The organism is Acinetobacter sp. V102_4, assembly GCF_031799005.1.
Lineage (GTDB): Bacteria > Pseudomonadota > Gammaproteobacteria > Pseudomonadales > Moraxellaceae > Acinetobacter > Acinetobacter calcoaceticus.
Genome location: NZ_JAVQNR010000035.1, coordinates 94,173 through 114,224, shown reverse-complemented (window position 1 = coordinate 114,224; position 20,052 = coordinate 94,173). Strand labels below are relative to the sequence as shown.

General features: G+C 39.3%; 15 protein-coding genes. 11 read left to right on the top strand and 4 right to left on the bottom strand.

What is annotated here, in order from left to right; genetic code table 11:
* From dcd to RMB13_RS07525, 6 genes are all read left to right on the top strand, one after another.
* Window positions 1-570: a dCTP deaminase gene (gene dcd, locus RMB13_RS07550; RefSeq protein ID WP_003653416.1), complete on the top strand. Its 570-nt coding sequence runs from the start codon at window positions 1-3 to the stop codon at window positions 568-570.
* Between the two features lie 305 nt (window positions 571-875).
* Window positions 876-2,180: a hypothetical protein gene (locus RMB13_RS07545; protein ID WP_004641514.1), complete on the top strand. Its 1,305-nt coding sequence runs from the start codon at window positions 876-878 to the stop codon at window positions 2,178-2,180.
* 231 nt (window positions 2,181-2,411) lie between these two features.
* A complete protein-coding gene (locus RMB13_RS07540) occupies window positions 2,412-4,448 on the top strand; it encodes a hypothetical protein (RefSeq protein WP_311084853.1) in 2,037 nt (678 codons plus the stop codon).
* Between the two features lie 15 nt (window positions 4,449-4,463).
* Window positions 4,464-5,189 (top strand): DUF6160 family protein, encoded by a 726-nt coding sequence (locus RMB13_RS07535; RefSeq protein WP_192455629.1) that lies wholly within the window; start codon window positions 4,464-4,466, stop codon window positions 5,187-5,189.
* A 32-nt stretch (window positions 5,190-5,221) separates the two neighbouring features.
* Window positions 5,222-7,633 (top strand): DUF6160 family protein, encoded by a 2,412-nt coding sequence (locus tag RMB13_RS07530; protein ID WP_311084852.1) that lies wholly within the window; start codon window positions 5,222-5,224, stop codon window positions 7,631-7,633.
* Between the two features lie 161 nt (window positions 7,634-7,794).
* Window positions 7,795-8,748 carry a DUF6160 family protein gene (locus tag RMB13_RS07525; protein WP_311084851.1) on the top strand — a complete coding sequence of 318 codons (954 nt, stop codon included), beginning with the start codon at window positions 7,795-7,797 and terminating at the stop codon, window positions 8,746-8,748.
* 78 nt (window positions 8,749-8,826) lie between these two features.
* Here the strand turns inward: RMB13_RS07525 and RMB13_RS07520 are convergent, their stop codons facing one another.
* Together RMB13_RS07520 and RMB13_RS07515 are read right to left on the bottom strand one after the other, a co-directional pair.
* A complete protein-coding gene (locus RMB13_RS07520; RefSeq protein WP_311084850.1) occupies window positions 8,827-9,771 on the bottom strand; it encodes a tRNA-dihydrouridine synthase in 945 nt (314 codons plus the stop codon).
* An 84-nt stretch (window positions 9,772-9,855) separates the two neighbouring features.
* Window positions 9,856-10,665 (bottom strand): inner membrane protein YpjD, encoded by an 810-nt coding sequence (locus RMB13_RS07515; RefSeq protein WP_004641527.1) that lies wholly within the window; start codon window positions 10,663-10,665, stop codon window positions 9,856-9,858.
* Between the two features lie 140 nt (window positions 10,666-10,805).
* Here RMB13_RS07515 and ffh point away from each other — a divergent pair, with 140 nt between their 5' ends.
* Window positions 10,806-12,221: a signal recognition particle protein gene (gene ffh / locus RMB13_RS07510; RefSeq protein ID WP_017392298.1), complete on the top strand. Its 1,416-nt coding sequence runs from the start codon at window positions 10,806-10,808 to the stop codon at window positions 12,219-12,221.
* Between the two features lie 49 nt (window positions 12,222-12,270).
* Here ffh and RMB13_RS07505 read toward each other — a convergent pair whose 3' ends face one another.
* Both RMB13_RS07505 and RMB13_RS07500 read right to left on the bottom strand, forming a co-directional pair.
* Window positions 12,271-13,005 carry a pantothenate kinase gene (locus tag RMB13_RS07505; protein WP_311084849.1) on the bottom strand — a complete coding sequence of 245 codons (735 nt, stop codon included), beginning with the start codon at window positions 13,003-13,005 and terminating at the stop codon, window positions 12,271-12,273.
* A gap of 14 nt (window positions 13,006-13,019) precedes the next feature.
* Complete coding sequence (locus tag RMB13_RS07500) at window positions 13,020-13,772, bottom strand: biotin--[acetyl-CoA-carboxylase] ligase (protein WP_127494273.1); 753 nt, start codon at window positions 13,770-13,772, stop codon at window positions 13,020-13,022.
* Between the two features lie 30 nt (window positions 13,773-13,802).
* Between RMB13_RS07500 and RMB13_RS07495 the strand changes: the two genes are divergently transcribed.
* The 4 genes from RMB13_RS07495 to RMB13_RS07480 all read left to right on the top strand — a co-directional run bounded on the left by RMB13_RS07495 (window position 13,803) and on the right by RMB13_RS07480 (window position 20,039).
* Window positions 13,803-14,606: a sulfite exporter TauE/SafE family protein gene (locus RMB13_RS07495; RefSeq protein ID WP_005042782.1), complete on the top strand. Its 804-nt coding sequence runs from the start codon at window positions 13,803-13,805 to the stop codon at window positions 14,604-14,606.
* Between the two features lie 256 nt (window positions 14,607-14,862).
* Window positions 14,863-15,558: a GntR family transcriptional regulator gene (locus RMB13_RS07490; protein WP_003653383.1), complete on the top strand. Its 696-nt coding sequence runs from the start codon at window positions 14,863-14,865 to the stop codon at window positions 15,556-15,558.
* 10 nt (window positions 15,559-15,568) lie between these two features.
* Entirely contained in the window at window positions 15,569-19,018 is a 3,450-nt protein-coding gene (gene smc / locus RMB13_RS07485) for a chromosome segregation protein SMC (RefSeq protein WP_311084848.1), read from the top strand.
* A gap of 1 nt (window position 19,019) precedes the next feature.
* Entirely contained in the window at window positions 19,020-20,039 is a 1,020-nt protein-coding gene (locus tag RMB13_RS07480; RefSeq protein ID WP_209830108.1) for a cell division protein ZipA C-terminal FtsZ-binding domain-containing protein, read from the top strand.
* Window positions 20,040-20,052 lie beyond the last annotated feature (13 nt).

Genomic DNA, 20,052 nt, shown 5'->3' with positions numbered 1-20,052 from the left:
ATGGCTATTAAGTCTGATCGTTGGATTCGCGAAATGAGCGAAAAACACGGCATGATTGAACCTTATGCAGAGAATCAAGTCCGTTTTGATGAAAATGGTGAAAAGTTGATTTCCTACGGGGTCTCTAGCTATGGTTATGATGTACGCTGTGCCCGTGAATTCAAGGTTTTTACTAACGTACATTCTGCAATTGTCGATCCAAAGAATTTTGATGACAAAAGTTTTATCGATATTGAGTCTGATGTTTGTATTATTCCGCCAAACTCATTTGCTCTAGCACGTACAATTGAATATTTCCGTATTCCTCGTAATGTGTTGACAGTATGCTTAGGCAAGTCGACTTATGCTCGTTGCGGTATCATTGTGAATGTGACTCCATTAGAACCTGAATGGGAAGGTCACGTAACTTTAGAATTTTCAAACACCACTAATTTACCTGCACGTATTTATGCAGGGGAAGGCGTAGCACAAATGCTATTCTTTGAAAGTGATGAAGTATGTGAAACATCTTATAAAGACCGTGGTGGTAAATACCAAGGTCAAACAGGTGTTACACTTCCGAAAACATAATTTTTCTTAGATAAAGAAGAGTTTTAAAATAATGGGTCGCTTAGGTGGCCCAATTTTATAAATAAAATTTACATGAAGTGCGTTTATCGGAATACTGATAAATGACAGTTTCCTTTTGTAAAAAATAATATAATATGATCAATAATTGATTTGTTTTTTTGTACTGCATCACAGTATTGAAAAACGAATGTATCGGATATAGGTTGTCTTTTTAGTAGTAATTATTTAGATATCTACTAAATTCAGATAGGCCAAATAAAAAGAAATTAAACAGGATTATGCCCCCAAGGATACGGAGGTCGGCCATGCGACAGTTTACGTCTCTTCATGTAGCGATAGCGCTTGGAAGCTTATGCTTTTCTTCAGCGTATGCTGCGTCTACATTAGTCCCTATGTCAGATTCGGAACTTTCCGCAACTCGTGGCCAAGCTTTGATGAGTATGTCTTATATTGCGCCTACGGATTCTGCAAATTTGGAAAAACTACGTGACAGTAATAGTAACGTCGGTTTTTATAAATTGGGCCTAGATGCTGATTTGGAACTGAACGCGAATATTAAAAAATTGCAACTTGGATGCGGGGGAGCTAATGGTGCGGGTGCATGTGATATTGATATCGATAACTTAAGTCTAAGCGGTCTTTCAGATACTAACGATGGTCGTGCTAGCTCTTCAGCAAAACTAACCAACCCATTTATTGAATTTGCGATTAAAAATCCTAACAGTGCATCGACTCGAGAAGTAGCTGGAGTGAGATTAAGTGCTGAATCTATTCAGGGTTTACTGACTTTTGGATCAGAGAATACTGCTACAAAAAATGGTATTAACTCTTTTAGTGGTTATATGGTAACTCAAGCGACAGGAGGTACCGTTAGTACAGCTGCCCGTCCAACAGGTTCAGGTTTAACGCAAGACAATTTAGGAACACAAATTACTGGGCGAGCAAAAGGAACATTACTTGGGCTCAATATTATTAATACAAATTTCCGCTCAACTAGTTATGATCTAGGGCTTAGTAGCGCTTCTGGTAGTTTATTTTTACCCTCTCAGGTTATTAGTGGAAAGCGTATTACTACTGCGAATTTGACTGGTACTGCTAATGTTAGTGGTATTAATTTGACAGGTACAATTGCAGCTGATACTGATTTAATTATCACGATTGCAGGTAACTTAAGTGGAACAATTAATAACTTAGGAGTAAATGTTGCTGTCAATGAAGATCTTGGCTATTTCCATAAAGTTAATTTGAATGGCACAGCGGCTTCTCTTTCTTTACAAGGGCAAAATTTACAATGGACAGGAGCGAAGTCGGTTTCTCAGGCAGGTTGGTGGTTAGAACTTTCGAACCCGATTGATATTGGTGATGTAACTCCACAGTCGCAGGTAGTGATTACTGATGATGTTGTAAAAGCTACATTAGGTAAAGTCAGTCAATATTTAACTAATAATCCAGTTGACTGTGGAACTTTAGCTATCAACTGTTTACTAGGTAATATTGATGTCAGTACTGTCGATTTAACAGGTCAGTATGTTCCTATGAATTTGACGAATTTAGTTTTAAAAAACCAGAGTTTTGCTCCTAACTGCTATGGAAATTTAAAGTTCTGCTAAGTTGAAAAGAAAGTAGCTATGCTATTTTACATTCATCGGAAAAGTAATTTTTTACATGCTTTTTTTTGCATTTGTGCAAATATTCCGCATAATAGAAATGTGGAAAGGTTGGCAATATCTTTTAGATTTGCCTCTTTGTCTAAGGTGAAAAGGATAGATTCACCTGGCATCAAGGATTGTTAAAGAAAAATAAATATGGTGCGCGGCATCGTATAAAACAGGAAGGTCAAGATGACTACACTTAATTATACGGTAAGGTTTCAAAAAACCGTTTTGGCAAGTTTAATCGGGCTTTGTATAAGCCAAGCTAGTTTCGCACTCGAAGAACTTTCTGATGCGGGCTTAAGTGAAACTACAGGTGAGGGTATTGCTATCTTGCCACAGAATACTTATATGGTATTTCGTGGTGCGGGTGCTAATGAAACCTCAAGTCAGATATTAACTGATCGTACTAAAGACACGGGTTATATCAATTATGTACCTGTCGGTCCTTTAAGTATGACCGCAGCAGATACCAATAAAAATGGCTCGATTGATTCGGGTGACCGTGCAGTTGGTAAAGCAGATATTTTTCTTTATGGTTTAGCGCTTTCCAAATCTGATAATGATACAAATAGCCGTATTGCTTCTACCGATGCGGCCGCTGCAATTTCAAGTTGGGGTACTGCTGTCAACCCGTGGATCTTTAAAGTTGCGACAGAAAACTCAGTACCGAACTTTAGTGCGACAAATTGTAGTGGTGCGACTGATCCAACTTGCCAAGTAACCTATTTAGCTTTAGAAGCTCCTTTATATGAGGTCGGAACAAAGGATTCTGCAGGTATAGACGCTTATAAGCTGAAACTAGGTTTATGGACAGATATCTTTGTGCGTAACCCAAATAAAATAAATGGTGCAGCAGATCAATTTAATTATGGGGACTCAAATGGCTTAATTGGCACTAGTACCGATGCAAGCCGTGCAAACCGTCTTCGTTTACAAGGTGTTTGGAATAACTTTAGCTTAAATGGCAGCCGTTTACAGCTTTTCCAAACATTAGGGGGCGCAACATCTGCTGGTGGGATGAGTCCTTTTTATAACGATACTTTGGGTTTAGCTGGAGTTGTTCGTTTAAACAGTGGTGATGCCTCTAATTTAAGAGCAACAATTACTTCAAATACCCCAACATCTACAGTAGGGCCATGGGTAAATCGCTATAGTACCCAATATACTGGCGCACCAAGTAATAACTCTCCAAGCTCGGACTGGTTATATCGGGTTCGTAGTCAGACTACGACTGTTACTTCAACGGGTTCATGGACCGCGCCAACGGATAGCGCTATGAATAACGTATTACGTTTGAGTACACGTGAATCTGGAACTACCCAAGGTAATTTGGTAACACCTGCAATTAATGGTGGGCTTGCTCCAACTTTTGATGCGAATGAAGGTTTATATCTCTATAACCCAAACATTAACCTTGTGTTAGGGTCTTTATATCAACCACTCGTTTTAAGCTCAGATGGTAAAAACTTTAGTTTAGAGCTCGCTCGTATTCCAAATAAACCAGAAATTTATAAGAAAATTTATACAGACTATAGTGGTGCCGATACTAGTTATTTAGGTTCTACTTGTAATATTTACCAATGTGGTACGAATGTAACCTTAGGTGGTAAAACTTATCAAGGTTCTAGTGCAACACATAGTAGTATTTCAATTGGTTCAACTGTTTATAATTCTGCCAATAATACTTTAGAGGCTTTTAAAGGGAACAATACCCAAGATGCGGTTGGTATTTCTTTTGGTAAATTACCTACGGGCACTGTGGCGGCGATAACGCAAACTAAAAACTTCTACCAATTGCAAAATCAGGAACGCCGTGCGGGTAGTTATACATGTGGCTTAATTTTTACTTGTTATGATACATGGCAATACCGTACAGCAACAGGCTGGACGGGCAATGCGGGCTCAGGTTTGAAATTTGACTCACAAGGTGCTAATTGGGCTAATGTAGATAGTACTGCTTATTATAACCCGACAGTAAATAATACAGGTTATACCTTAGCTGATGCCGGAAATGGGGCTCAGTTTGTTGTACCTAATGGCACACCTTTACCAGATGCACTTTATAATAATGGACGTTGGTCTACCACCACTCCAAATGCAGATTTGAACACCTATAAGCTATCTGGGGCGCAAATTAGCTCAGCGATTACCAATAACATGGGTTCAGCTGTCATTGATGGTGTATTAATCCAACATTTAAAACTGACAACTAAAGGCTTATAAGAGGAGGATAATGATATGAAAAAATTAAGTACTTTGATCCTCGCTCTTTTTGCAACGGTTACTCACGCAGAGCTGCAAACTTTAGATAATGAAGCTTTGCAGGCGATTAATGGGCAGGCCGGTGCTGATTTATCTTTGATGCTCAATTTAAACCAGACCAGTAATGGTATTTTTGACAATGGTAGTGGTGGTGTCTGTGAGAACGTAGAGTTCTGCCATATTGGTTTGGCAATTAACAAACGTTTTGTACAGGCTGATGCGACGAAACCGAGTGGTTGGGCTGAAAATAGCGATAGTGGTAATAAACTTTGGCTAGTATTTAAAGGCGTACAAGGAACTTTGAATATTCAAAAAATGGGTTTAGATGGTGCTGATTTAAAATATCTGGATAAAAACAATACAGAAATTATTAAGCCCGCCATTCAGCTGAGTTTTAGTGCAGCGCAGCCAATTTTAATTCGTAATTTTGGTTTCAATGCTTTATCGATTGAACAAGATAACTTTACGAGCTCAACAACAACGCAAGGGTCGAGTGCAAATATGTATGATTATGCATATTTCAAAAAGCCAACATATGCGGCGACTGCTAATAGTGCGAATCAGCAAGTTGCTACTGCAACACCATCGGCCTATGACCATGGGCGTGAAACTGGTTTTATGGGCTTAATGATGAACGGAAACTTGGCTATTCAAGGAAAAGTCATGGTCTTTAGCTGTGATGGTAGCCATCCTCGTTGTTAAGGGTTAATGTAGATTTCAAAGGAACTGAAGTGATGAAAAAAAATAAAGAAAATCACAGCTCAAAGTTTATTTTAAATACATTAACAACCAGCATGTTGTTAGTGAGTGGACAAATTTATGCTTTAGAAGCCTTAACAGACGCTGATTTGAGTGCCGTCAATGGACAAGATGGTATCTCGATACAAACTACGTTTAATGAAATTAATATTGATAATGCTTATTGGGATGACCATGCAGGCACACCAACAAGTGCTGATCAGGTCTTAAGAGCTCAAGCGAGTGGCGTAAAAGTTCAAAAAAGTAATGCATCTAGCCAACCTTTAAGTACTAATTACCGTTTAGATGTAGGTAGTAATCCGACTACGGGTAAAACTGGACTCGACTTTTCTATGCAAAGTAGTCCATCACTTATTACCGTAAATAGCGTTAAAGTTTGTAATAGTTCAGCTACATGTTCGCCAACTTTAGGGCAACTAGCAATTCAAACGACTTCTCCTTTAAATTTGGCAATTACTACCCAAGATGGTTTATTTAATGCAAATAGCCAGTCAAGCATGACGCTTGGTATTAATAATGCCAATATTTATCTAGGGCAAGTGGATGCTCGCAGCCAGTTAAATCAATTAATTTTAAGAAACTTTAATTTTAATTTTGTTGGTAAAGGGGCCATGTTGATTGATCCAACTCGTGGCTTAGTTTTACAGACAAATACAGGAACTAACGTTGCTGGTGTAGGACAAACTCCGAATACTACCTATGGCTATGTTGATTTTAACCGGGTAGCAGATTCAGCTTCTGGTTTAACTGCGGGTACGTATGTTGACAGTAGTGGCAAAGTAACCAATTCAGGCCTGAATATTGAGGTGATGCTCAGCTCGAATGTAGATAAAACTAACCCTTATGCTTTAGATGCAACTAATAGCCCACAAAATGCGAAAGGTTTGATTCGCTTAGGTGCTAGCGGACGTATGGTAAATAGTTATTTACAAGTCCGTGGTATGGATGGTACGGCGGATACCACCACTTTAGGCACTGCAAATACAGCTGCTGGTACAGGTTCAAGTAATAGTATTTTAGGTAATTCTGGCATTGCCTTTCGTATGAAAGGTGAATTCACTAAAGATAATGATTCAATGCTAGGTGCAGATGGTAAAGCAACCACTTTAGAAATTGGTGGAGCAGGTCTTAATGCTTACGGTTTCGAGTTTGGCAATTTAACAGGACTTAACTCTGCTACACGTGGTTATTTCGACAGCGGAAATATTTATTTAAATCTTGCTGATACAAAAACGTTATTAATGCCAAACAACGCGACTTTAAATGCAATTCGTTTAGGTAGTGGTACTTTAACAACAGCTGCTGATTATCAGCATAATATTCACCGTGATACGGTTACTAATCCGTTTAGCTTAATTCTTGCGATGCGTGGAGCAGAGTTTCAAGCATTTTCAAGACGTGGTCGTTTTACGACAAGTGCGAATGTCGCTCCTGCAAATCAGTTTGCAGACAATGGTGCAAACAACCAGTGGGGCTTAGCATTACCTTTTTATAACTTAAATGCTAATGCTGCTGTATATGGTTTAGATGCGCCGGCAAATAGTGCTTATTACTATACAAAAGATGCAAATGGTAAGCCTGTTCAGAATGTTGTTGCTACGTCTGGAACGACTTCTCGTTTAGGTTTTGGTATTGCTGCTGGAACTACAGGACGTGATGCGACTGGAACCAAAACAACCTCAATTTTATTAATTGATGGTTCTCCAAATGCTAATAATGGTGGTAGTCCTACTGATTATTACATGGGCTTACGTAATATCGATATGTTCCTCAAAGGCAATGGCAGTATCGGTTTAGAAAATGGCAGCCTCAATATTAGTTTAAAAGAGATGCTGCTTGCTTTATCAACAGAAATTGCAGCAGGTTATTTACCAGGGGCTAAATATAAAACTTGTCCAGCGACAGGTTCATGTACTTCACCTATTGATAATTTTGCCAAAAATAATGATGTCTTATTTGGTTTAAAACTACGTTTAGGTGGCGATCTTAACTTATCGATCGTGCCAAACAGTTCAATTGCTGATGGTAGTGCTCTAACTGTACTCGGCGATTTCACAATGCCTGCCACAGCAACTGGAAATACAGTTCAGATTAGTGATCCGATCGATGGTTCTGCAATTGGCTTTGATAATATTACTGGAAAGCTTGCGTTTAATACTGCTTTAGTTGTGGGTAAAGACACCGCAAGTGGTTTAGGTAAAGTTGGCGTAAATACGGCGGTTTATTTTAATCCTGATAAGAGTATTGACGGTGCATTACGTGTTAAAGATATTAACTTCTATCCGCCATCAACTGGTGCAGGTGCACGTTTAGGCGAGCTTGCCATTACTGGTGGACGTTTAAATAGTAGTTTTAGTATTGTGCCTAGAAATGGTGCTTTTAATTAATCAATTAAAGTGACGATTATCGTCACTTTTTTATATAAATTTTATTTTAGTGTGATTGGATTTACATTCGTCGGGTTGTAGGGATAATTGCTTTGTACTTGAATATTATTCTGATAGTCTGAACAAATAATAAGCGTTTGTCTCTTAAGGATTAGAGCGACATGAAGAATAAAAATATAGGGTGCTGGTTGTTACTTGCCAGTAGTTCAAGTGTTTTTGCAATGCAGCCTTTGGATGATCAAAGTCTTGCGGCAACGACAGGCCAAAATGGCCTAACTTTAGGTATTCAGGCCGATAAAGTCCAATTTAACCAAGTTGCTCTGATTGATACAAATGGTATTGCCTCAACTTCGTATAATAGTAAGGCTGGCTTTGTTATTGCAGGGAATTCTACTAATCCGGTTCCTGGCATAGAATTTATTAAAGCTGCGGTATCTAGTAATCCTTCTTTTAATATCGTAATGGATGTCGATGCAGGTGGTGGAAATCCTTTTTTAAATTTAGCTGTGTCTATGGGGAGTGATGTAAACGGTATTCGACTTTTACCATTTTCAGTTTATATGGCTCCCAGCGCATCTTTATCTAGTCCATCCGATTATGCATTAACGAGTTATGCACCAAAATCAATTTTTAGTTCGGGAACGACAGTGAATACAGGTGTAAAAGAACTCATTCGTTCAACTGGAAATCTAGATATTAACTTTGTACAAACCAATAAACCTCGTTTAAATATTCAGCTTGGCCATGCTGCTCAATCAGTGATGGTTAAATTTGGTGGGGCAATTCAATCTATTTGTTCTGCTGCTGCGGGTTGTCCAATTACTTTAGTCTCCGATAATACGGGAGCTACATTCGGATTTAAATTTGCTGGAACAAATACCTCGACAGGTTTTGTGCTTGATGGGTTTTATGCAGGCGTTGACCCGACGGGATTAACTTTTGGGAATAACGGCGTGTCGAGTAAGTTCGATGCTTCACTTAACAATGTCACTTTAGGAAATATGGGAACCCAAAGTACAACGACATTTAATAACTTGCCTAATGGTTCTATGGGGAGTTTTGGTATTACAGGGGCGTCAGTGACTGACTTAAAAATGAAAGTAAGTGGCTTTTAGAAAAAATAATAACTTAACCTGAAATATGAAAGAGGGCGGTTGTGAAAACAATCGCCCTCTTTTTATAACTATATTGAGTTAAATATTTTCTGATCTGGTGTGTTCTAACTGTTGAACAATTTCATCCAAAGCTTTAATACGTTTTACTTGGTCCCATAGGTCTTTCGCTTGTGGATAGGCTTTCGTCATCATTCCTAACCATTGCTTATAACGACCGACCATACCAATTTCTGTTTTTGCTTGACCGTTTAAAAAGCGAATTTGTAAGTCAACCAGTTGTTCCCAACTGAATAATGCCTCATTCATATTTTCACGAATGCATTGTGTTAAATCTGGGGTAGTCACAGCACCACGCCCAATCATTAAATCTTCACAGCCAGATTGTTGCTGGCAAGCTCTAGCATCTGCATTGCTCCAGATTTCACCGTTGGCAATTACATTAATTTTTAAAGCTTCTTTAATGGGCAGAATTTTTTCCCAATAAGCAGGTGGCGTGTAACCATCTGCTTTAGTACGAGCGTGAACTGTCAACCAACTTGCACCAGCATTTTCAACAGCATGGGCATTTTCCATGGTGTGATTTTCATCTAGATAACCTAAACGCATTTTTGCTGAAACAGGAATGTGTGCAGGCACAGCATCGCGGACAGCTTTAATGAGCATATGTACAACATCAGGTTCATCAAGAAGAACTGAGCCGCCTCGGTGTCGGTTTACAGTTTTTGCAGGACAACCAAAATTAAGGTCGATTGCAGGAGCACCTAGTTCAACCACTTTTGCAGCATTTGCTGCCAGCATATCTGGGTTGTTACCTAAGAACTGGACATGAACAGGCGTTCCCGCAGCTGTTTTACCGTCATTTTTTAATTCTGGACAAAAACTATAGTAAATATGGTCTGGCAAAATGCTGTCTGTAACACGAATAAACTCGGTCACACACCAGTCGAAATGACCAACAGATGTGAGTGTATCCCGCATGATCGGGTCAGTTAAACCTTCCATTGGAGCGAGTATGAGTTTCACAGTCTGTGTCACCTGAGCAAAAAGAAAACAGCGTTATACGGGATATGTATAACGCTGTCTAGTATCGATGAAATTTTAATTAATTTAGAGACCCAAAATCATTTCAAGCACAAATTTACTACCAATAAAACCAATGGCTAAAAGCACAAAACCGATTAAGGTAAAACGAATGGCCTTTTGTCCTCGCCATCCTAGTTTGTAATGGCCAATCAATAATGATCCATAGATAAACCAGGAAATAATACTAAATACGGTTTTATGAGCGAGATGTTGGGCAAAGAAGCTATCGATAGTCAAGAAACCAAAAGCGAGTGCAATTGTTAATAGAATAAAACCAGTAATGATGAGGTCAAATAACAAAGACTCCATCGCCTGAATTGATGGGAGTAAATTGACCCAAAAGCGTTTTTTTTGTTTCTTTTTGAGTTCACGATTTTGGAACCACAGCAAAATAGCGTGAATGGTTGCCATCAGTAAAACTGCATAGGCAGATAAAGACAGAATGATATGGACATCAAGGCCTAGGGAATGCTGTTCAATAAATTGATCGGGTCGGCTGAATGCAAAACCTAAAATCAGGCCAATAGCCGCTACAGGAATGCCTAACAAGTTTAACGGTACAATGGGGCGAAAAATACTAAAAATTAAACTTAACAACAGCATAAGCCACGATGTAAAAGATACTAAATTAAAAACATCGTAGTTAATTCCGGCTGGTGTCAGCATGGCGTGGCATAAAACTGTACCGTGCAACAGGAGTGCCAAAGTTGCAACAACAGCAAATAACCATGGGTTTGGTTCACGTTTTGACATTAAACGAATAAACAGATACCAGAAAGAAGTGGTATATGCAATGAGTGCCAAAATTGTGTAAACCAAGGGGAGGCTAATCATGTCAAACCTTTTTCAGGATTAATTCATCTATATAAGATATAAATTCGCTGCGAACTAAAGTATCCTATAGCATTCTATGCATAAATTTTCTATTTCGAGAAAGATTTTTTTGCAACTAGCCATTTTAAGCGGATTTTGCAATGTTTGATACCTTAACAGAACGACTCACACAGAGTTTAAGAAATGTTACTGGCTCAGGGCAGCTGACCGAAGACAATATTAAAGATACCTTACGTGAAGTACGTATGGCACTTCTTGAAGCCGATGTCGCGTTACCTGTAACTCGTGAATTTATCGCGAAAGTTAAGGAAGAGGCATTGGGCCAGGAAGTGATGACTCAGTTATCGCCAGGCCAGGCATTTGTAAAAATTGTCTATGACGAACTCACCAAGATGATGGGTGAGGCGAATGAAACACTTGATTTAAGTGCTAAGCCTCCCGTTGTTGTATTACTTGCTGGTTTACAAGGTGCGGGTAAAACGACAACTGCCGCTAAGTTGGCACGTTTCTTAAAAGAGCGTCAAAAGAAAAAAGTAATGACGGTTTCTGCCGACGTTTACCGTCCAGCAGCGATTAAGCAGTTAGAAACTGTCTCTAACGAAGTTGGTGCTGGTTTTATTCCTTCAGATGCTTCTGAAAAGCCAATTGATATCGTTAATCGTGCAATTGAACAGGCAAAAATCCAATTTGCTGATGTATTAATTGTTGATACCGCAGGTCGTTTACATGTCGATGCAGACATGATGGACGAAATTAAAGAATTACATGCCGCTGTTAAGCCAACTGAAACCTTGTTTGTGGTTGATGCCATGACAGGTCAGGATGCTGCAAATACAGCTAAAGCCTTTAATGATGCATTGGCACTTACAGGTGTGATTCTCACTAAAACTGATGGTGATGCACGTGGTGGTGCAGCGCTTTCTGTGCGTGCAATTACGGGTAAGCCAATCAAGTTCTTGGGTATGGGTGAGAAGCTTGATGCTTTAGAACCATTCCATCCAGATCGTGTTGCTCAACGTATTTTAGGCATGGGTGACGTACTTTCTTTAGTCGAGGAAGTTGAACGTAAAATCGACAAAGAAAAAGCCGAAAAAATGGCTAAAAAATTGCAAAAAGGAGGCAGCTTCAACTTTGAAGATATGCTGATGCAATTTGAGCAAATGAAAAGTATGGGTGGCATGATGGGCTTCTTAGATAAGTTGCCTGGCATGAGCGGTGCAGGAATTCAGCAAGCGATTGAGCAAGCGAATCCTGAAAAACAGGTCAAGAAAATGGAAGCTATTATCCAGTCGATGACCGTTAAAGAACGCCGTAATCCAGACTTAATGAACCCAAGCCGTAAAAAACGTATTGCAGCTGGTTGTGGTATGGATGTTGCTGAAGTGAATAAACTCATTAAGCAACAAGCACAAATGGCTAAAATGATGAAGAAGTTTGCGAATCCATCTGGTATGAGCAAAATGATGCGTTCATTAGGCAATATGCAAAAACAATTTGGCGGCGGCGGTGGCGGCGGAATGGGACCACTCTTTGGCAATAACGACCAAAAGAAATAAGTTCGTAAAATAAAAGGCGCAGATAGCGCCTTTTATTTTGCCCTACATTTTAGTCTTTAGGATAATGAGCAATATATTGTTGTAATCCTTTGAGCAAAAGATCAGTTTCTACAACTGGATCATATTTTTTCAAGAACTTGGCAAAAACAAGCGCATCTCCACCAGTAAGGAGCAGTTTTTTCGGAGATTGCTGCATAATATTTTCGATAGTACTAATTAAGCCTAATAAAATACCGTGGTGGACTGCATCTACAGTGTTGTTGCCTGGGTTCAGATTATCAAAAGCTGAGTCAGGAATTTTAATGCCTTTTGTATTTTGAATAAGTGCATCGCGTTGCAGATAAAGGTTAGGTAAAATGTACCCGCCTAAATGTTGTTTGCCTTGCGTTAAATCAATCGTTAAGGCTGTTCCACAACCAATAATACAATAGTTTTCATTAGCCTGAGCCACAGCGAGTACTTGTAACCAGCGGTCAATCCCGAGCTGACTCGGTACCTCATAGCCACACTTTAACTCAGCATATTCAGCATGAACTTTTGCAAAAACAACTGGAATTTCAAGCCATTTTAGAATTTGTTGAATGCGTTGATTATTCTCAGTATCTAAGACGGATGACACCCCAATCCGATGTAGACCTTGATGCTTAAAATGTTGAATTAACCCAAGTAATAAATCGGCAGGGGATTGCAAATGCAGTTCTGCGGCATGCTCAATAGTTTGGTGATTTTCAGTAATCCAGTATTTTAAACGAGTGTTCCCGATATCGAGCCATAAACTTTTCATGGAGAAACACCTGTTTATTGATTGATCTGTGGTCTTAAGCGACCTTGATAAAACTGCTTAGGTTCCGGAGTTTCAAGTATGACGGCTCCATCATTGGAAATTCCAACAAAACGACCTTCTACTAGTCCTTGGCTATGCTCAAACTGCACGAATTGATTAATCCATGCGGCATGATGATTAAAACGGCCAGCTAAGTTGTAGCAGCCATGATCGAACCAGCGAGCTGCATTTTGAATAGCCATATACAGCTCTGAAACTAACTCAAGACGGTTGTTTTGCTCTAAACCTAAATCTTCTAAAGAGGTAATCGGCTGATCACTGTCGGTTACGGGTGGCGTTTTTAAATTAATGCCCACACCTACTATAGCCTGATGTTGCGAAAGGGGTTCAACTAAAATTCCACCCCATTTACCTTGCACACTATATAAATCATTTGGCCATTTTACTTGTAAGCTTAGAGGCTGTAACTGAGGGATTTGCAAAATATTTAGAGCAACTTCAAGTGCTAAGCGACCATCTAAGGGTGTTCGAGTTTGCACCAATGTGCTTAAATAAATGTTTCCTTCAGGTGAAATCCATTGCCGTTGATGTTGACCTCGCCCTTGAGTTTGTTGAGCACTGCAAACCAAGCCTGTTGTAATGCCTTTTTGGGCAATTTCACGAATATCATCATTGGTCGAAGTTGTGGTTGCTTTTAATAAAACCACTTCTGGAAGCTGGTTTTTTGCGCTTAAAAGTTGTTGTAGTTGGCGAGTCTCTAAATCCATGTTGAATATGAGCAGAGTGGTAAAACATTTATGGAGTTAATCATATATTTACTCATTGGCGCAATTGCTGGTTTTACTGCCGGATTGTTTGGGGTTGGTGGTGGATTAATTATTGTACCAATCCTCTATGTCGTTTTTACCCAGTTACACTATGACCCTGCGGTAATCATGCATATTGCAGTAGGAACATCACTAGCAACGATTATCGTAACGTCTTTTAGTTCGGTGTCGGCTCACCATAAAAAAGGAGCTGTACTTTGGCCAGTTTTTCGTAATTTAGCGCCCGGGCTCATTATTGGTTCATTTTTGGGTGCTGGTATTGCTGACCTGATGTCTGGTCAACATTTGCAACTTCTTATTGGGATTTTTGCTGTTTCCATGGCTTATCGCATGTTTAAAGGCGCCCATGTTGTCGTTGATCCAACACGTCAACTTCCTTCAGCATCTATGCAAGTGATGGCAGGTGGCGGAATTGGTGTTGCCTCTGCAATTTTTGGAATTGGGGGAGGAAGCCTAACCGTACCGTATTTAAACCGTCATGGCGTCGTTATGCAAAAAGCAGTCGCAACTTCTGCTGCTTGTGGTTTACCCATTGCAATTGCAGGCGCAATTGGCTTCATGTGGTTTGGTGCTAAAGAACACATCTCTGTACCTAACACGATTGGCTATGTACATATCTATGCTTTTATCGGCATTAGTGTTATGAGTTTTATTACAGCCAAGTTTGGAGCAAAAGTCGCTCATGCATTGTCACCGCAAATGTTAAAAAAATGCTTTGCCTGTTTGCTAGTCGTGGTAGGTAGTTATTTTATTTATAAAGGCATTATGCACTAAAGAATAAAATATTAATCTTAATAAGACTACGATGTAAGAGCTTGAATTTTTAGAAATTCGAGCTTTTTTTATTAAATAATATAAGAACATTCGGGGCTTTTATTCATCCGATTTTGGTGTTGTTTTTAAATGGGTTGGCTTAAAATGCAATGAAATTGTCAGACAATGACATAGTTTTTAATCGGTACGATCAGTTAAAAACAAGGATGCGAAAGAAAAGCATGGATTAATGCATATAAAAAGTAGCGGGTGATTTATGAATCTCGAAGAGACAGAAAGTCTTTCTGAGCAAATTGTCAAATATATTAGCGAACAGATCATTAGTGGCGAGCTGGTTGAAGGCGAACGTATTCAAGAACTACGTATTGCTAAAGAGCTTGACGTGAGCCGAGGGTCAGTTCGTGAAGCATTGTTATTATTAGAGCGTACTCATTTAATTGAGATATTTCCACGCCGTGGGGCAATTGTTTCAGAAATGTCTGCACAGCAGGTTAAAGCACTGTTTGACACAAATATGATGTTATTGGGGCATATTGTTCAGCGAATAAGTGAAACATGGCGGGCACATGAAGCAGATCAATTGCAGTTATTGTTAGAACAACTTCTTGAGCATGTAAAAGCAGGGGATATCGAGAAATTTTATGATGGTGTTTTTCAGTATCTCGCTGAACAGCAAGATATGGTCGGAAATCCTTATCTAATGAAATTCTATAAAGAGTTATTGCCTTCATTACGTCGTAGTTATTTTTTGACCTTAAATACTTCTAAACGAGAACTACAAGAAGCATTTGCATTATTTAAACTCGTGATTGATGCAATTTTGATCCGAAAATCACAACAAGCCGCTTTATTTATGGAAGATTTTTGTCGACACTTACGTAACCTTGTGTTGGAATCGCTGACACGAATGAAACAGATTGAATTGGCCTGGGCAAGACGCTCACGCCGCTAGTTAGGGCATTATGCGTTTAAGCAGTTTAAAACTTTCCGGCTTTAAATCTTTTGCAGATAGTACAACTTTAAATTTTAAGGCTAACCGCACAGCAGTGGTTGGTCCAAATGGTTGTGGCAAATCAAATGTAATTGATGCCATTCGTTGGGTGATGGGTGAATCAAATGCTCGTCAACTGCGTGGTGGTAGCATGCAAGATGTTATTTTCACAGGAACCTCCAAACGTAAGCCAGTTGGTGTAGCGAGTGTTGAGCTACGTTTTGATAATACATATGGCAAGTTAGGTGGATCCTATAATGCTTATAATGAGTTAGCTGTTCGTCGTCAGGTCACTCGTGAAGGCAAGTCCGAATATTTCTTAAATGGCACACGTTGTCGCCGTCGTGATATTACCGATATTTTCTTAGGAACAGGGTTGGGACCACGTTCTTATGCGGTGATTGAACAGGGCATGATTAACCGCCTGGTTGATGCCAAGCCTGAAGAAATGCGTATCTTTATTGAAGAGGCAGCAGGTGTTTCACGCTATCAAGCTCGTCGACGCGAAACTTTGCAACATCTTGAGCATACTGAGCAAAACCTTTCACGTTTAGAAGATATTGCCCTAGAGTTAAAATCGCAGCTTAAGACGCTTAAACGCCAATCAGAAGCAGCCGTTCAATATAAAATATTAGAAGGTCAGATTCGTACGCTTAAGATTGAAATTTTATCTTTTCAAGCAGATAAAAGCGTACGCTTACAAGAAGAATATACAGTTCAAATGAATGAACTGGGCGAAAATTTTAAGTTGGTACGTTCAGAGCTAAGTACGATTGAACATGATTTGGAAGCAACTAGTGCTTTATTTCAGAGACTCATTCAGCAATCTTCACCACTACAACACGAATGGCAGCAAGCTGAAAAAAAACTATCTGAACTGAAAATGACTCTGGAACAAAAACAGAGTTTATACCAGCAAAATAGTATGACTCTCGTTCAGTTAGAACAGCAAAAATTCCAAACTAAAGAACGTTTACAACTTTCTGAATTGCAACTTGAAACACTGAATAATCAGTTAGATGAACAAACTGAATCATTAACTGGAATTGAGCATACTGCAACGGAAGCTGAACAAAACTTTGCTGATTTACAATCCCAGCAAAAACAAGCACAACAACAGTTTGAACAAGTAAAAGCTCAGGTTGAAAAACAACAGCAGCAAAAAATGCAAATGTCTGCCCAAATTGAGCAGTTAGGCAAAAATGTTCTAAGAATTGAGCAACAAAAAGAAACGTTGCAACATCAAGCAAGTCAGATTCAATCGCATGTTCATGAAGATGAGCAGGGTGAGTTTGAGCAACTGCAACAGCAGCTTCGTCGTGAAATTGCGACACTTGAGACTGAAATTGAGCAGCTTTCACAGCGTTTAGAGCAGTCTCAACTGCAACATCAGGCAAGCAGAAATCAGCAGCAAAACCTGAAAACAGAAATACAGGTTTTGTTATCTGAACAGAAGAATTTAAGCCAGCTTGTTGCTAAGCAAAGCCCAAAGCAACATCAAGATACTCTACGTTTAATGCAGGCTTTGCAATTAACAGAGCAGGGAAAACCGCATGCGCAGATTATTGAAAAGTTTTTAGCAAAATGGTTGCAAGCTCATATTCTTGAGACCGAACAAAATTTTCAAGAAGGGGTTGCTCGCCAGTTAAAACCTTCAGAGCAAACAAGTCAATTTAAAGGTAATTTAGCTTGTTTAAATGATTGGATTGCATCTCCACAGCTATCAATCTTTTCGAATGTAGCGATTGCACAAGATTTGGCTCATGCTTTAAAAGAGCAAAAGCAACTGCAACATGGGCAGTCTATTTTGACTTTAGATGGTTATCATGTCGGGCAGGATTGGGTCATTGCTCTTATGTATGATGACGAGAGTCAAAGTGCACAAGGTATGCTCAGTCATCGCATTCGTCTAGATGAAATTGAACAAGTTCTTGAAAAGCAACAACCCGAATTACAAGCATTAGATCAAGTTTTAGTTCAGCAAAAAGATGAACTAGGGCAGTTGCAGTCTGATGTGCAACAGAAACAGCAAGTTGTTAAACAAAAACAAAAAGACTTACAACAGCTTGATGTGCAAATTGCTAAACAGCAAACTGCGGCACAGGCATTTTTACTGCAAAAACAGCAATTGAAAGATCAACTCAGTCAGTTAGATATGCAACTTGAAGAAGATGCAATGCAAAAAGATGATCTGGAGATTGATTTACATGCGCTAGCAATCAAGCTTGAAACCATTTTACCTGACTATAAAACATTGCAATTTCGGGTAGAAGAGTTAACAGAGCAACTAGAGGAACAACAACAAGCTCTGCATCAGCAAAAACAAGAACGTGAAATTTTACGTCGTAACAGTACGCAAACGACTCAACAGATAGAGTTGCTTGAAAAAGATATCTCGTTTTTGCAGAGTCAATATCAGCAAATCAATGCTCAAATGGAACAGGCGAAAAAATTTGTTGATCCAATTCAGTTAGAGTTGCCAAATCTTGAGTCAGAATTTCAGCAACAATTTGCTCAAACTGAAAAGTTGCAAAAGAACTGGAATGAATGGCAGCTTGAACTCAATAGTGTGCAGGAAAAACAACAAACCCTGACAGATCAGCGTCATCAATATCAACAAAAAGATGAGCAGCTCAGAGAACAACTTGAAGCAAAACGTTTGGCATGGCAAGCAGCTAAGTCCGATCGTGAACATTACCAAGAACAGCTTAAAGAGCTAAATGCTGAGCTCCAAAAGGGTTTACAAATCGACTTAACCGAGCACCAACAAAAACTGGAAAAAGTACAGAAACAGTTTGAAAAAATCGGTGCGGTTAATCTTGCTGCTTCACAAGAGTTTGACGAAGTTTCTCAGCGGTTTGATGAGTTGAGCCACCAGATTCAAGATCTGGAAAATACGGTAACTCAACTAAAAGATGCGATGAAAAGCATTGATCAGGAAACCCGTAAGTTGTTTATGACAACGTTTGATCAGATTAATCAAGAGTTGCAAAATCTGTTTCCAAAGGTCTTTAATGGTGGTGAAGCAAGTTTAAGTCTTGAAGATGACTGGCAATCTGGTGTTAAACTGATGGCTAGACCGCCGGGTAAGAAAAATAGTTCTCTAGCATTACTTTCCGGTGGAGAAAAGGCTTTAACAGCTTTAGCATTAGTATTTGCGATTTTTAGATTGAATCCGGCACCGTTTTGTGTGTTAGATGAAGTGGACGCACCACTTGATGATGCGAATGTTCAGAGATATTGTAATTTGGTAAAAGAGCTTTCTGAACATGTACAATTCATTTACATTACACATAATAAGCTGGCGATGACCATGGCAACTGATTTGTTGGGTGTGACCATGCCTGAACCGGGTACATCAAAATTAGTCACTGTCGATTTAGAACAGGCAAAAGAATACGGGTTAGTTTCGGAGTCATAGAATGGAAATCAATACGATTATTGGCATCGTTGTCGCCATTATTATTATGCTAATTGGCTTAAAAATGATTTTAAAAAAGTCAAACCATGCTGAACCCTCATTAGACAGTGATTTGCATATTAATCCTGATAGTAATCAGCCGGTTATACCTAGGCATGTGAGAGATCAGCTTGAGCAAGCTGAAGCCGAGGGTGTATCGGCGACTAGCGCAGAGCGAGTAGAACCGACTTTAAATGCGGCGTCACAAGTCAGTGAAACAAAACAAACAGAAACTTTGGCTGTAGAACCTACTAAATCAATTTCGGCTGAACAAATTCAACCAGTTGTTGAAACGTCTCCAGATGAAATTAAATCTGAAGAAACTGTAAAAAGCTCTACCATTAACACAGATAGTTCAGTTGAGTTGGTTGATACGGTTTCTGTTAAACCAGAAGAAAGCTTGGAACCTGAAAGTGAAAAGGCTGAGCCTGAGTTGAGTTTGAACCCAAATATTGAAACTGCCGAAATTGCTGAATTTGAAGGCGAGAGTAATATTCTGGATGTGCATTTGCATGAACAGCAACGCTATGATGATGAAAGTGCATTAGCGATGGCTGAACAGATTATTGCATTAAATGTCTATCCAAACCCTCGTCGCGCGTTGTCTGGCGATAAAGCACTTAAAGTGCTGCTGAAATACGGTTTACGTTATGGCGAAATGTCGTGTTTCCATCGCTATGAAAATACTGATGAGCCGAGTGTACTTATGTTTTCAGTACTGCGTATGACAGACAATGGACCAGCTGGGTTTGATCTTGAAACCTTATCCACTGAACAAGTCCAAGGGTTGGCATTTTTCCTTGCGCTTCCAAACAGTAAAGCTGTAACTGGTTTTGACATGATGGCGAGTATTGCAGGTTTAATTGCTCGTGAAATTGACGGCAAAGTTTATGATGAGAATAATCTTGAATTTACACCACAGTTAAAAGAGCACTGGCGTCATCATGTGATTGATTATCGTCCGGCACAGGCGACCGCCTAGTTTTAATTTTTTA